Raw genomic sequence first — 12,534 nt, 5'->3', positions numbered from 1 at the left:
AGCCGATGTCCCCGACGCCCGCCCTGTACGTCTGCACGGTCACCCACGTGCGCACCTCGCCCCTGCGGTACGTGCTGCGCCACCGCACCCATCTGTGGCTGGTCGACGTCGACCGGCCGCCCCGATTCCCGCGTCCCCTGCGGGCGTTGGCCCGCTTCGACGGGCGCGACCACTTCACCGGCGACGAGCCCGCCGTCCGGGCGGGCCTCGACGCCTTCCTGTCGGCGCGCGGCGTGGACCTGGCGGGCGGCCGGGTGCTCATGCTCACCCAGGCCCGCATGTTCGGGCACGTCTTCAACCCGCTCACCCTCTACTGGTGCCACGGCCCCGACGGCGAGCCGCGCTGCGTGGTCGCCGAGGTCCACAACACCTACGGCGAACGCCACTGCTATCTGCTCGACCCCGATCCGAACGGCAGGGCGCGGACCGACAAGGAGTTCTACGTCTCGCCGTTCTTCCCCGTCGACGGCCACTACCGCATGAGGCTGCCCAGGCCGGACGAGCGGCTCGACCTCACCGTGCACCTCGACCGCGCGGGCGGGCGCCCGTTCACCGCAACCGTGCGGGGCACACGGCGGGAAGCGACGACCGGGATGCTGCTGCGCCTGGCGCTGCGCCGCCCCTGGTCCACCGTGGCCGTGTCCGCCGCCATCCGACTGCACGGCGTCCGCCTCTATCTGCGCGGCCTGCCCGTCCGACCCCGTCCCGACCACCGCACCGGAGAGAACCACCCATGACGTACGTCGAGCCCCGCCCCGCCACCGCGCGGCGGGGCGACCGTCACGCCGTCCCGCACGCGCACGCCGCGCGCCGGCCCGGCGTGGCAGCCCCGCCGACCGCCGCCGGCGTCCGGACCGCCGTGACCGCGGCCGTCGTCCGCCGGGCGCTGGACCGGCTGCCCCTGCTGGCCCGCTACGCGGACGGCACCTCCGCCGGCCGGGGCGGCCCGCTGCTGGAGATCAGGGATCCGCGCGCCTTCCACGCCCGGATCGGCGCCCAGGGCCTCATCGGTTTCGGCGAGTCCTACATGGCCGGCGAGTGGGACGCGCCCGACCTGGTCGCCCCGCTCACCGTGCTCGCCGCCCACGCGGCCGACCTGATCCCCGCCCCGCTCCAGCGTCTGCGCGGCTGGTGGGCGCAGCGGCAGCCGCACCACCGGCGCAACACCCCGGACAACGCCCGCGCCAACATCAGCAGCCACTACGACCTGTCCAACGACCTCTTCCGGCTCTTCCTGGACGACACGCTCACCTATTCCTCGGCGCTGTTCCGCGGCTTCCCGGCCCACTGGGACCTGCTCGCCGCCGCCCAGCACCGCAAGATCGACCGCCTGCTCGACCTCGCCCAAGTCCGGCACGGCACCCGGCTGCTGGAGATCGGCACCGGCTGGGGCGAACTGGCGCTCCGGGCCGCGGCGCGCGGCGCCCAGGTCACCTCGCTCACCCTCTCCGGCGAACAGCGCGACCTCGCCCTCGCCCGGGTCCGGGACGCCGGCCTCGCCGACAGGGTCGCGATCGAACTGTGCGACTACCGCGAGGCACGCGGCACCTTCGACGCGGTCGTCAGCGTCGAGATGATCGAAGCCGTCGGCGAGGAGTTCTGGCCGGTCTACTTCCGCACCCTCGACGACCGCCTCGCCCCCGGCGGCCGGGCCGCCCTCCAGGCCATCACCATGCCGCACGAGCGGATGCTGGCCAGCCGGGACACCCACACCTGGATCCAGAAGTACATCTTCCCCGGCGGCCTGCTGCCGTCCGTCGAGGCCGTCGAACAGACGGTGCGCGACCACACCCGGCTCACCGTCGCCCGCCGCGACGGCTTCGGCGCACACTACGCCGAGACGCTGCGGCTGTGGCGCGAGCGGTTCACCGAACGCGCCGACGAGGTCGCCGCCCTCGGCTTCGACGCCACGTTCCGCCGGATGTGGACCCTCTACCTCGCCTACTCCGAGGCCGGATTCCGCTCCGGCTACCTCGACGTCCAGCAGTACCTGTTCGCCAAGGAGGACCCGACCCGATGACCGACGCGCGCACCGCCCGCACCACCCGGCCCGGCACCGCCCACCGGCTCGCCGCTCTCGTCGAGGACGCGCTCGGCACGGCCCTGCCCGTCCGGCTGCGCGCCTGGGACGGCAGCGAGGCCGGCCCGGCCGAAGGCCCCGTCGTCGTCGTACGCTCCCGCCGAGCCCTGCGCCGCCTGCTCTGGGAACCCGGCGAACTCGGCCTGGCCCAGGCCTATGTGACCGGTGAGATCGACGTCGAGGGCGACCTCGGGCTCGCGCTGCGCGCCCTCTGGGCGGCCGGCCGGGAGAGGGGCCCGCACGCCCCGCGGCCCGGCCTCGCCGACCGCACCCGCGCCGCGGCCGAGGCGCTGCGGCTCGGAGCCGTCGGACCGCGCCCCGCCCCGCCCGCGGCCCAGGCCCGGTTGCGCGGCGGACTGCACAGCCGGGCCCGCGACCGGGCCGCGATCAGCCACCACTACGACCTGTCCAACGACTTCTACCGCCTGCTCCTCGGCGAGCCGATGGCCTACTCGTGCGGCTACTGGGCGGACGAGGAGCCCGACCGCACGCCCGCCGAGGCCCAGTACGCCAAGCTGGAGCTGGTCTGCCGCAAGCTCGCCGTCGTCCCCGGAGCGCGGCTGCTCGACATCGGGTGCGGCTGGGGCTCCCTCACGCTGTACGCCGCCGAGCGGCACAAGGCACAGGTCACCGCGGTGACGCTGGCGCACGAACAGGCCGCGTACGTACGGCGCGAGGTGCGCGAACGGGGCCTGGAGCACCGGGTCGAGGTGGTGTGCCAGGACTACCGGGACATCGACGGCGGCGCCTATGACGCCGTCGCCTCCATCGAGATGGGCGAACACGTCGGGGACGCCGAGTACCCGGCCTTCGCCGCCGCGCTGCGCCGGCTGGTCCGCCCGCGCGGCCGGGTGCTCGTGCAGCAGATGTCCCGCGGACGGAACGCGCCCGGCGGCGGACCCTTCATCGAGGCGTACATCGCCCCCGACATGCACATGCGGCCGCTCGGCGAGACCGTCACCCACCTGGAGGGCGCCGGTCTGGAGGTGCGGTCCGCCGAGTCGCTGCGCGAGCACTACGTGCGCACCGTCGCCGCCTGGCACCGCACCCTGGAGGACCGCTGGGCCGACGTGGTGCGGCTCGTCGGCGCGGAGACGGCCCGGGTGTGGCGGCTCTATCTGGTCGGCGGGGCGCTCGCCTTCGAGGAGGGCCGCATGGGCGTCGACCAGATCCTCTGCGTGCGGCCGACACCGCTCGGGGACAGTGGGCTGCCGGGCAGCCCGGAGGGCTGGTACGCGAGGCTGGATCGCTCGTGAGCGACTACCCCTGGGGGGCGTTCGCGGTCAATCTCGGCTGGGCCGCCGCGACGGTCCTCGTCGTCCTGCTCGCCACCTTCGCGCCGGCCGCGGCCAAGGGCCTGCACCGGCTCGTGGACGTCGCGTGGGGCGTCGCCTTCACCGCCGTCGCCCTCGTGACCTGCGTGCTCTCCGCAGGGGAGGGCGACGCGGGGCGCCGGGTCCTGGTCACCGTCCTGACGGCCGTGTGGGGACTGCGGCTGGCCGTGCACATCGCGCGCCGCGGCCGCGGCCACGGAGAGGATCCCCGTTACGATGCGATGCTGGCGAAGGCTCCCGGCAGCCGGAACCTGTACGCGCTGCGCATGGTGTACCTGCTTCAGGGCGCCCTGGTGTGGCTGGTGTCGCTGCCGGTCCAGGCCGCGCAGTACGTGTCGGCGCCGTTGACCGCGTTCGCCTGGGCCGGCGCCGCGCTGTGGGCGGTGGGGATGTTCTTCGAGGCGGTGGGCGACGCCCAGCTGGCCCGGTTCAAGGCGGATCCGGCCCACCGGGGCCGGGTCATGGACCGCGGCCTGTGGCGGTACACCCGGCACCCCAACTACTTCGGGGACTTCTGCGTCTGGTGGGGTCTCTTCCTCGTCGCCTGCGACTCCGCCGCCTCGGCTCTCGTCGGCGTCGTCTCCCCGCTCGTGATGAGTTTCCTGCTGATGAGGGGCAGCGGAAAGCCGCTCCTGGAACGGCACATGGCCGAGCGGCCCGGCTACGCAGCGTACGTGTCCCGCACGAGCGGCTTCTTCCCGTGGCCGCCCGGGCGCCGACCCGGACGGCCGTCCGGATGAGCGCCCGGGCCGGGTCCGCGTCAGGCGGGGAACGGCAGCAGCGCCACGGGCTGTGAGGTGGGCTCCTTCGACCCGCCCGTCGGCTCGAGCGTGATGCCGATCGCGGACGCGTCGTCGACCGTTCCCCTCAGGACCACCGCCTGACTCGTGCGCCGCGGGTCCATCAGCCCCGCGTCGCGCATGACGCCGTGCTCGTCGAACCACAGCTGGTAGACCTTGCCGCCGGGCGGTCGGGCCATCCCGGTCGCGAGGAACACGGCACGGTCGCGGCTCGCGGACACGACGACCGTCCCCTCGGCCCCGTCCGCCAGCCGGACCGTGCGCGAGCGGGCGTCGGGCGCCCCGAGCACCGCGGACAGCTCCGCGGACTCGCGCTGGGAGCGGCCGGCCTCGGTCCGGGCGTCCTCGGCGCGCTGGTACTGCCACACCGTCGTGCCGCCGAGCGCGGCCGTCGCCGCCAGGCACGCGGCAAGGGTCCAGCGGGACGCCCACCACGCCCTGCGCGCCCTGCGTCCGGAGCGGTCCGAGGGCGTCCGGTCCGGGGCGTCCTGCCGGACCTCGGCGATCCGGCGCAGCACCTGGTCCCGGCCCCCGGGCGCCGGCCGCAGCGACACCGCCAGGCCCAGCCGGGCGGCCGTCGCGGTGAACTCGGCGACTTCACGGGCACAGGCCTCGCAGTCCGCGAGATGGCGTTCGAAGGCGGCGCGCTCGTCGTCCTCCAGGGCGTGCAGTGCGTACGCCCCCGACAGCGTGTGCAGATCCGACGTGATCACGCGCTCACCCCCAGGCAGTCGCGCAGCCGGATCAGTCCGTCGCGCAGTCGGGTCTTCACTGTGCCGAGCGGCACCGCCAGGGACTCGGCGACCTGCCGGTAGGTCAGCCCCCGGTAGTAGGCGAGTTCGACGGCCTGCCGCTGGAGCTCGGTCAGTGTGCGCAGACAGCGCCTGACCTGCTCCCGTTCGAGCCGGGCCTCCACCTGTTCGGTGACCTCGTCGTACTCGGGCGCGTGGTCCAGCAGGGCGGCCCGGTGCTCGCGCGCCGCCGCGGCCTGCACCGAACGGACCCGGTCCACGGCCCGCTGGTGCGCCATGGTCAGGACCCAGTTGACGGCCGAGCCGCGCTCAGGGCGGTAGCGGGGGGCCGAGCGCCACACCTCCACCAGCACCTCCTGGGCCACCTCCTCCGACTGCGCCCGGTCCCGCAGCACCGCGCGCACCACCCCGAGCACCGGCCCGGCGACGATGTCGTAGAGCCCGGCGAAGGCCTCCTGGTCGCCCAGGGCCACCGCGCCCAGGAGTTCCTGCGGATCCGGCTGGGAGGCCGGGTTCCGGCCGATGTAGACGGCTTCTTTCACGGGGGATCCTTCGGGTGTGCGGCATGTCCGGACGTAATCCGGTGCACGAGGGGCGGGGGATTGGTCCGCGCCCGCCATTCCTCGAACGGATCGAATGCAGCGCTTGTGCGTCGAATTCGGATTCGACCGGGGAACGCGCGTGCGGAAGGCGTGCTCAGGCGTACGGCGCGGCCTCCAGGCGGCCGCGCAGCCGCAGCATGCCGCGCCGGGCGTGGCTCTTGACCGTGCCCAGCGGCCAGCCGGTGCGCTCGGCGATCTGCGTCTGTGTCAGGTCCTCGTAGAAGGTCAGCCGCAGCACCTGCCGCTGGGGCTCCGGGAGCCGGGCGAGCTCGCCGCGCACCAGGACGCGGTCCAGGACCTCTTCGGGACGGCCGCGGCCGGGGTCGCGCACCGACAGCCAGGAGCCGGCCGAGGCGACGAGTTCCTGACGGCGGGTCCGGGCGGCCAGCGCGTCGGCGATCTTGCGCCGGGTGATGCCGACGATCCAGCCGCCGAGCGCGCCCCGCTCGGGCCGGTAGCCCGCGCGCCCGCTCCAGACCCCGAGGAACACCTGCTGCGTGACGTCCTCGGCCTCCTTGGCGTCGCCCAGGGAACGCCAGGCGAGCGAGTGCACCAGGGTGCGCCAGCGCTGGTAGACGGCGGCCAGGGACGTCTCGTCCCCCGCCATCAGGCCCCGGGCGAGGTCCTCGTCGGCGAGCGGCTCGGGCGCCGGGGCGGGCCGGGGGGCGGCGGTCTGCTGGGGGCTCATGACGACGGCTCCTCGCGTCGGGCGGCCCGCGTTCGGGCCGTTCCATGACGTGCTCCGGGGGCGGCCCCGGTGGCCTCATCCTGTGAGCCGCGCACCAGGCGCCTCAACACGCATCGTTTCTGCGTCGTATCGTCGCTCCATGAGCGCATTCCCGAGCCCCGACGAGGCCGGCCTGACGACCGGGGCACTGGCCCGCCGACTGGGCGTGGCGCCCACCACCCTGCGTTCCTGGGACCGCCGGTACGGCATCGGACCCGCCGTCCGCGCCGACGGGCGCCACCGGCGCTGGCGGGCGGCGGACGTGGCCGTACTGGAGACGATGTGCCGGCTCACCTCGTCCGGTGTGCCGCCCGCGGACGCGGCCCGGGTGGCGAAGGAGGGGGCGCTCCCGCCCGCTGCCGAGACGGAGCTCCCGACCGCCGCGGAACCGGCGCGGCCGGCCCCCGGACGGCCTGCCGCGCCCGGCGCCCTGCCGCTCGGCGGCGACGTCCGCCAGGAGTGCCGGGGGCTGGCCCGGGCCGCCGTGCGGCTCGACGCGCCGGCCGTCGAGGAGCAACTGGCCACGGCCGTCGAACGGCACGGACTCACCGTCGCCTGGCAGGAGGTGATGGTCCCCACCCTGCACGCCGTGGGACGCAAGTGGGCCTCGTCCGGCGACCGGTACGTCGAGGTGGAGCACCTGCTGTCCTGGCAGGTCTCCACCGCCCTGCGCCGTGCCACCCGCGCCGTGATGCCGGCGGACGCGGCGGGCGGGCCGGGGCCGGTGGTGCTGGCCTGCGTGCCGGGCGAGCAGCACAGTCTGCCGCTGGAGGCGCTGAACGCGGGGCTCGGTCAACTCGACATCCCCACCCGGATGTTCGGTGCGGCCGTGCCCGTCGAGGCGCTGATCGCGTCCGTGCAGCGGCTGGGCCCGGTCGCCGTGGTCCTGTGGGCCCAGGCCCGCTCCACCGCGAGCCTGCCCCTCGCCCGCCACCTCGCCGAGACCCGCTGGGGCGTCACCGGCGCCCGGCGCGCCCCGATCGTGATGCTCGCCGGCCCCGGCTGGGCGGGCCGCTCCGCCCCGGGCCTCCCTCGCCCGGCCGGACTGAGCGACGCCCTGACCCTCCTGGCCGGCGCCTACGCCGCCTGACGAGGCGTACCCGTCCGCCCGGCGGCAGCCGGACCCAGGCCCGCACGGGTGCGGCGGCGCCGACCGGGCACGTGGACCGGCCGGCCCGCAGCGGGCACGCGGACCGGCCGGTTCGCGCGCCCGCGCCGCGTGTCACGGCTCAGCCGCCGCGCGGGGCCTGCCCCGGACGGGAGTGCGGGCCCGGCCCGGACCGCTGGGGCGGATCATCGGAGCGGCGCCGGGCCGCGCGGCGCCGGGTCGCGGCGTGCCCGCCGCCCCGCGCCCTGCCCGGCCCCGCTCCGGGCCGCGAGGCCCGCGCGCGCCCTCCGTCCCGCCCCGGTCACCGCAGGCCCGGCAGTGGCGGTCGGTCAGCCCAGGTGCTTCAGGAGCTCCGTGGCGAGGGGGGCGGAGGAGGCGGGGTTCTGGCCGGTGACCAGGTTGCGGTCCACCACCACGTGCGGCGCCCACGCCTCGCCGACCTGGACGTCGACGCCCGCCTCGGTGAGCCGGTCCTGGAGCAGCCACTTGGCCTTGTCGCCCAGACCGGCCTGGAACTCCTCCTCGTTGGTGAACGCGGCGACCCGGTAGCCCGCGAAGGCGTTGGAGCCGTCCTCGGTCACCGCCGCGAGCAGCGCGGCGGGGCCGTGGCAGACCACGCCCAGGGGCCTGCCCGAGCGGAGGGCGTCGACCAGGAGCCGACCGGAGACGGCGTCGACGGCCAGGTCTTCCATGGGGCCGTGCCCGCCCGGGTAGAAGACGGCGGCGTACTCGCCGAGGTCCACGTCCTCCAGCCGGACCGGCCGTCGCAGCTCCGCAAGGGCGTCGAGCGCGGCGGCGATCCGGTCGGCGGCCTCCTGACCGCCGTTGACCTCCGCGGCCAGGCTGCCCCGGTCCACGGTGGGGACGACACCGCCCGGGGTGGCGACGACGACCTCGTGGCCGGCCGCCCGGAACGCCTCGTACGGCGCGACGGCCTCCTCCGCCCAGAAGCCGGTGGGGTGCAGGGTGCCGTCGGCGAGCGTCCAGTGGTCGGCGCCGGTCAGCACGAAAAGGATCTTGGCCATGGGTGAACTCCGGAAGTGTCGGTGCCGGGCTCCGCGATCGCGGAGCCCGGCGGGTGAGGTGCCCTGCCGAACGTAGGCGGTCGAGGCATAGGGATCCAATGAGGATTCCAATGCCCGTCATAGGTCTTCCTATGGGTGGGGGAGGAATACTGGGCCAGGTGGAACATACCGACGGCCGCTCCGCCGAGCATCTGGACCTGAACCTGCTGCGGACCTTCCTCGCGGTGTACCGCTCGGGCTCCTTCACCGGGGCGGCGCAGATGCTGGGGCTGTCCCAGCCGACGGTGACGACGCAGATGCGGGCGCTGGAGCGGCAGGCCGGGCGTGAGCTGTTCGAGCGGCTCCCGCGGGGCGTCTCGCCGACCGCCGTGGCCGACGAGCTCGCGGCCCGCGTCTCCGCACCGCTCGACGAGCTGGCCGCCGTGGCCGGTCCGGACCCGGTGCCCGGCCGGTCGGACCCGGTGCATCTGGCCGGGCCCGCCGAGCTGCTCTGCACCCGGGTGCTCCCGGCGCTCGCGCCGCTGGTGGCCCGGGGAGTCCGGCTGCGCGTCGCCACCGGTCTGACCGACCCGCTGCTCGGGGAGCTGCGGGCGGGGCGGCACGACCTGGTCATCGCCACCACCCGGCCGCGCGGCCGGGCCCTGGCCTCGGTCCCGCTGACGGACGAGGAGTTCGTGCTGGTCGCGGCCCCGGACTGGGCGCACCGGCTGCGCGGACCGCTGGCCGACGAGGGACCGGCGGCCCTGCACTCCGTCCCGCTGGTCACCTACGCCGAGGACCTGCCCATCGCGCGCCGCTACTGGCGGCACGTCTTCGGCCGCCGGTTGTCGGGCTCCGCCGCGGTGACCGTGCCCGACCTGCGCGGGGTGCTGGCCGCGGTCGTCGGCGGGGCGGGGATCACCGTGCTGCCGCGTTACCTGTGCCTGGGCGAACTGGCGTCCGGCGCCCTCGTCCCGCTCCACGAGCCGCCGGACCCGCCGATCAACACGGCCTTCCTCGTGCAGCGGCCCGGCGCGGTCGAGAACCGGGACGTGGCCCGGGTCCGCGCTCTCCTGCTGAGCGCGGCGCCCGCCTGGTGAGACACGCCGACGGGCGTTCAGGAGCGGTCCCTGGCCCGCTTGAACCGGGCGAGCCCTTCGGAGAGCTCGACGATCGGGTCCGGGTAGTCGAGCGCCGCCCGGTCGGCGTCCGGCAGCTTCCACGGCTCGTGCACCGCCGACGCTGCCACGCCCTCGAGCTCCGGCAGCCAGCGCCGTACGTACGCCCCGTCGGGGTCGTACCGCTTGGCCTGGGTGACGGGGTTGAGGACCCGGTTGGGCCGTGAGTCGGTGCCGGTGCCCGCCATCCACTGCCAGTTGAGCTGGTTGTTGGCCACGTCCCCGTCGACCAGCAGGTCCAGGAAGTGCCGGGCGCCGATCCGCCAGTCGACGTACAGCGTCTTGGTGAGGAAGCTCGCGGTGAGCAGACGGCCGCGGTTGTGCATCCACCCCTCGTGGCGCAGCTGCCGCATCGCCGCGTCCACCACCGGGTAGCCGGTACGGCCGTCCCGCCAGGCCTCGACGTCCTCGCCCGCCGTCCGCTCGGAACGCCAGCGGTCGTGCTTGGTGCGGTAGTCGGCGCTCGCCGCGGCGGGCCGGGCCGCCAGCACCTGACGGTGGAAGTCGCGCCAGGCCAGCTGCCGCACGAACGCCTCGGCCCCCGGCCCGCCCGCCCGGCGCGCCCGGTGCACGAGCTCGACCGGGGACAGGGTGCCGAAGTGCAGATGCGGCGAGAGCCGGGAGGTCGCGTCGCCCGCCAGGTCGTCGTGCCGGTCCTCGTAGGCCTCGATGCCCGAGCGGAGCCAGGCGGCGAGCCGCTCGCGGCCCTCGTCCTCGCCCCCGGTGGCCAGCGCGGGAGACAGTCCCGACAGTCCTTTCCGGGTGGGCAGCTTCTCCGAGCCGATCCCGTCCGGCACCCGCACGGTGCGCGGCGCGTCGAGCGGCTCGCGCAGCCGCCACTGCGCCCAGTGCCGGAAGTACGGCGTGAAGACGGCGAAGTGGTCCGAGGAGGCCGGCCTCAGCGCTCCGGGGCCGACGGCGGTCGTCACCGCGTCGTGCACGTGCAGCCGCACGCCCTCCGACTCCAGGGCGCTCCGCAGCCGTTCCTCGCGGCGCCGTGCGTGCGTGCTCCCGTCGGCGGCCAGATGCACCTCGTCCGCGTCCGCCTCGGCGGCCACCCGGCACACCTGTTCGACCAGGTCGCCCGAGCGCAGGACGAGCCGGCCGCCCCGCTCGCGCAGCCCCGCGTCGAGGTCGCGCAGACAGTCGGCGAGGAACGCCAGCCGGTTCGGGGTGGCGAACCCGGCCCCGTCCACGGCCCGGTCGCGCACGAACAGCGGGACCACCTGCCGCGTCCCGTCGAGGGCCGCGCGCAGCGGTGGGTGGTCGTGCAGACGCAGGTCGGCGGTGAACAGGACGACCGAGACGTTCATGGCAGGGCTCCGGGGCAGGGGTTCGGACGATCACTGGTTCGGGGAAGTCGGGGCCGGCGGATGCAGGGGGCGGGCGCCGGCGGGCCTCCGCGCGCGTCCGGTCAGCGGACCGGCTCCCCCTTGCGTGCCGCCGCGTCCGCCACCGCCGCCTGGGCGATGTTGCGGGCCATGCCGCCGAACACGAGGGCGTGGAAGGGGGAGACGCTCCACCAGTAGGCGTGGCCGAGCAGCCCGTGCGGATGGAACAGGGCGCGCTGACGGAAGCGGGTGCGGCCGTGGGCGTCCGTCTCCGCGTACATCTCCAGCCAGGCCAGGCCCGGCAGCCGCATCTCGGCCCGGAGCCGGAGCAGGTGTCCGGGCTCGATCTCCTCCACCCGCCAGAAGTCCAGCGAGTCGCCCACCCGCAGCCGGGTCGCGTCCCGGCGGCCGCGGCGCAGTCCCACCCCGCCGACCAGCCGGTCCAGCCGGCCGCGGACGGCCCACGCGAGCGGGAAGGAGTACCAGCCGTTGTCACCGCCGATGCCCTCGATCACCCGCCACAGGGACTCCCGGGGAGCGCCGACCCTCAGTTCGCGGACGTCGGTGTAGAGGCTGCCGCCCGCCCAGCCGGGGTCGGTGGGCAGCGGGTCGCTGGGGGCGCCCGGGAAGGACGCGGAGGACCACCGGGTGGCGACCCGCGCCTCCCGCACGCTGCGCAGGGCGAGCCGGACCGCCTCGTCGAAGCCGAGCGGGTGGCCTGGCGGGTCCGGCACATACCGGGCGATGTCGTGCTCGTGACAGACCACCTCGTGCCGCAGCGACTCGGTGAGCGGCCGCGCGATGGAGGCCGGCACCGGGGTCACCAGCCCGACCCAGTGGCTGGACAGACGCGGGGTGAGCATCGGCACGGACAGGATGATCCGGCGGGGCAGTTCGGCGAGTTCGGCGTAGCGGATCATCATCTCGCGGTACGTCAGGACCTCCGGTCCGCCGATGTCGAAGGCCCGGCTGACGTCCTGCGGCATCCCGGCGGAGCCGACCAGGGCGCGCAGCACGTCGCGGACGGCGACCGGCTGGATCCGGGTGCGCACCCAGCTCGGGGTGACCATCACGGGCAGCCGCTCGGTGAGGTAGCGCAGCATCTCGAACGAGGCCGAGCCCGAGCCGATCACGACCGCCGCCCGCAGCACGGTGGTGGGCACGCCGGAGTCCAGCAGGATCCGCCCCACCTCGGCGCGCGAGCGCAGATGCGGTGAGAGCTCCCGCTCGGGCACCCCGGCCGGTGTGAGGCCGCCGAGGTAGACGATGCGGCGCACTCCCGCCGCCCGCGCCTGCTCGCCGAAGATCCGTGCCGCCCGCCGGTCGGTCTCCTCGAAGTCCTCGCCGGTGCCCAGCGCGTGCACCAGGTAGTACGCCACGTCCACGCCGCGCAGCGCCGAGGCGACCGAGGCGGCGTCCGTGACGTCCCCGCGCACCGTCTCGGCGTCGCCGGCCCACTCGTGGTCGCGCAGCCGGTCGGGGGAGCGGGCCAGGCAGCGCACCCGGTGACCCGCCGCGAGCAGCTCCGGGACGAGCCGGCCGCCGATGTATCCCGTGGCGCCGGTCACCAGGCACAGGGTGCCGCGGCCGTCTGCGGTCATGGATCCTCGCTCCTTCG

The 12,534-nt window shown here is 75.5% G+C and carries 12 protein-coding genes; 6 read left to right on the top strand and 6 right to left on the bottom strand.

Annotation, left to right across the window (positions count from 1 at the left end; all coding sequences use genetic code 11):
• Positions 1 to 5: 5 nt before the first annotated feature.
• Genes J2X68_RS28565 through J2X68_RS28550 form a run of 4 tightly spaced genes read left to right on the top strand, consistent with a single transcriptional unit; the run spans position 6 to position 4,154 of the window.
• The gene (locus J2X68_RS28565; protein WP_310435456.1) at positions 6 to 737 is read left to right on the top strand and encodes a DUF1365 domain-containing protein; all 732 of its coding nucleotides are present in this window, start codon (positions 6 to 8) and stop codon (positions 735 to 737) included.
• The gene (locus J2X68_RS28560) at positions 734 to 2,020 is read left to right on the top strand and encodes a class I SAM-dependent methyltransferase (RefSeq protein ID WP_310435455.1); all 1,287 of its coding nucleotides are present in this window, start codon (positions 734 to 736) and stop codon (positions 2,018 to 2,020) included. The genes J2X68_RS28565 and J2X68_RS28560 overlap by 4 nt, the downstream gene beginning before the upstream one ends.
• Positions 2,017 to 3,336, top strand: a complete 1,320-nt coding sequence (locus tag J2X68_RS28555) for a cyclopropane-fatty-acyl-phospholipid synthase family protein (RefSeq protein ID WP_310435454.1) — start codon at positions 2,017 to 2,019, stop codon at positions 3,334 to 3,336. Before J2X68_RS28560 ends, J2X68_RS28555 begins: the two co-directional genes overlap by 4 nt.
• On the top strand, positions 3,333 to 4,154 hold the full coding sequence (locus tag J2X68_RS28550; RefSeq protein WP_310435453.1) for a DUF1295 domain-containing protein: 822 nt from the start codon (positions 3,333 to 3,335) through the stop codon (positions 4,152 to 4,154). Before J2X68_RS28555 ends, J2X68_RS28550 begins: the two co-directional genes overlap by 4 nt.
• 20 nt (positions 4,155 to 4,174) lie before the next feature.
• On the opposite strand, the gene J2X68_RS28545 is transcribed toward J2X68_RS28550, so the two are convergent.
• The 3 genes from J2X68_RS28545 to J2X68_RS28535 all read right to left on the bottom strand — a co-directional run bounded on the left by J2X68_RS28545 (position 4,175) and on the right by J2X68_RS28535 (position 6,256).
• Positions 4,175 to 4,927 carry an anti-sigma factor domain-containing protein gene (locus J2X68_RS28545; RefSeq protein ID WP_310435452.1) on the bottom strand — a complete coding sequence of 251 codons (753 nt, stop codon included), beginning with the start codon at positions 4,925 to 4,927 and terminating at the stop codon, positions 4,175 to 4,177.
• Positions 4,924 to 5,508, bottom strand: coding sequence for a sigma-70 family RNA polymerase sigma factor (locus tag J2X68_RS28540; RefSeq protein WP_310435451.1), 585 nt, complete (start codon positions 5,506 to 5,508; stop codon positions 4,924 to 4,926). The genes J2X68_RS28545 and J2X68_RS28540 overlap by 4 nt, the downstream gene beginning before the upstream one ends.
• A 154-nt stretch (positions 5,509 to 5,662) precedes the next feature.
• Positions 5,663 to 6,256, bottom strand: coding sequence for a sigma-70 family RNA polymerase sigma factor (locus tag J2X68_RS28535; protein WP_310435450.1), 594 nt, complete (start codon positions 6,254 to 6,256; stop codon positions 5,663 to 5,665).
• Positions 6,257 to 6,395: 139 nt separating this feature from the next.
• On the opposite strand from J2X68_RS28535, the gene J2X68_RS28530 reads away from it, so the two are divergent.
• The gene (locus J2X68_RS28530) at positions 6,396 to 7,385 is read left to right on the top strand and encodes a MerR family transcriptional regulator (protein WP_310435449.1); all 990 of its coding nucleotides are present in this window, start codon (positions 6,396 to 6,398) and stop codon (positions 7,383 to 7,385) included.
• A gap of 347 nt (positions 7,386 to 7,732) precedes the next feature.
• Here J2X68_RS28530 and J2X68_RS28525 read toward each other — a convergent pair whose 3' ends face one another.
• Positions 7,733 to 8,428 (bottom strand): type 1 glutamine amidotransferase domain-containing protein, encoded by a 696-nt coding sequence (locus J2X68_RS28525; RefSeq protein WP_310435448.1) that lies wholly within the window; start codon positions 8,426 to 8,428, stop codon positions 7,733 to 7,735.
• A gap of 131 nt (positions 8,429 to 8,559) precedes the next feature.
• Between J2X68_RS28525 and J2X68_RS28520 the strand changes: the two genes are divergently transcribed.
• Positions 8,560 to 9,507 (top strand): LysR family transcriptional regulator, encoded by a 948-nt coding sequence (locus tag J2X68_RS28520; RefSeq protein WP_399041042.1) that lies wholly within the window; start codon positions 8,560 to 8,562, stop codon positions 9,505 to 9,507.
• A gap of 17 nt (positions 9,508 to 9,524) precedes the next feature.
• On the opposite strand, the gene J2X68_RS28515 is transcribed toward J2X68_RS28520, so the two are convergent.
• Positions 9,525 to 10,898 carry a deoxyribodipyrimidine photo-lyase gene (locus J2X68_RS28515; protein ID WP_310435446.1) on the bottom strand — a complete coding sequence of 458 codons (1,374 nt, stop codon included), beginning with the start codon at positions 10,896 to 10,898 and terminating at the stop codon, positions 9,525 to 9,527.
• 101 nt (positions 10,899 to 10,999) lie between these two features.
• Positions 11,000 to 12,517, bottom strand: coding sequence for an SDR family oxidoreductase (locus J2X68_RS28510; RefSeq protein ID WP_310435445.1), 1,518 nt, complete (start codon positions 12,515 to 12,517; stop codon positions 11,000 to 11,002).
• Between the last annotated feature and the right edge of the window lie 17 nt (positions 12,518 to 12,534).

Source organism: Streptomyces sp. 3330 (genome assembly GCF_031456635.1).
Classification (GTDB): Bacteria; Actinomycetota; Actinomycetes; order Streptomycetales; family Streptomycetaceae; genus Streptomyces.
The sequence above is the reverse complement of the archived record's forward strand: the minus strand, read 5'-3'. Positions and strand labels throughout refer to the sequence as shown.

Excerpts from the sequence above, each read along its gene's own strand:
- J2X68_RS28520 (WP_399041042.1), top strand. The coding sequence starts at position 8,560 with ATGGGTGGGGGAGGAATACTGGGCCAGGTGGAACATACCGACGGCCGC.
- J2X68_RS28555 (WP_310435454.1), top strand. The coding sequence starts at position 2,017 with ATGACCGACGCGCGCACCGCCCGCACCACCCGGCCCGGCACCGCCCAC.
- J2X68_RS28565 (WP_310435456.1), top strand. The coding sequence starts at position 6 with ATGTCCCCGACGCCCGCCCTGTACGTCTGCACGGTCACCCACGTGCGC.
- J2X68_RS28535 (WP_310435450.1), bottom strand. The coding sequence starts at position 6,256 with ATGAGCCCCCAGCAGACCGCCGCCCCCCGGCCCGCCCCGGCGCCCGAG.
- J2X68_RS28525 (WP_310435448.1), bottom strand. The coding sequence starts at position 8,428 with ATGGCCAAGATCCTTTTCGTGCTGACCGGCGCCGACCACTGGACGCTC.
- J2X68_RS28515 (WP_310435446.1), bottom strand. The coding sequence starts at position 10,898 with ATGAACGTCTCGGTCGTCCTGTTCACCGCCGACCTGCGTCTGCACGAC.
- J2X68_RS28560 (WP_310435455.1), top strand. The coding sequence starts at position 734 with ATGACGTACGTCGAGCCCCGCCCCGCCACCGCGCGGCGGGGCGACCGT.
- J2X68_RS28530 (WP_310435449.1), top strand. The coding sequence starts at position 6,396 with ATGAGCGCATTCCCGAGCCCCGACGAGGCCGGCCTGACGACCGGGGCA.
- J2X68_RS28510 (WP_310435445.1), bottom strand. The coding sequence starts at position 12,517 with ATGACCGCAGACGGCCGCGGCACCCTGTGCCTGGTGACCGGCGCCACG.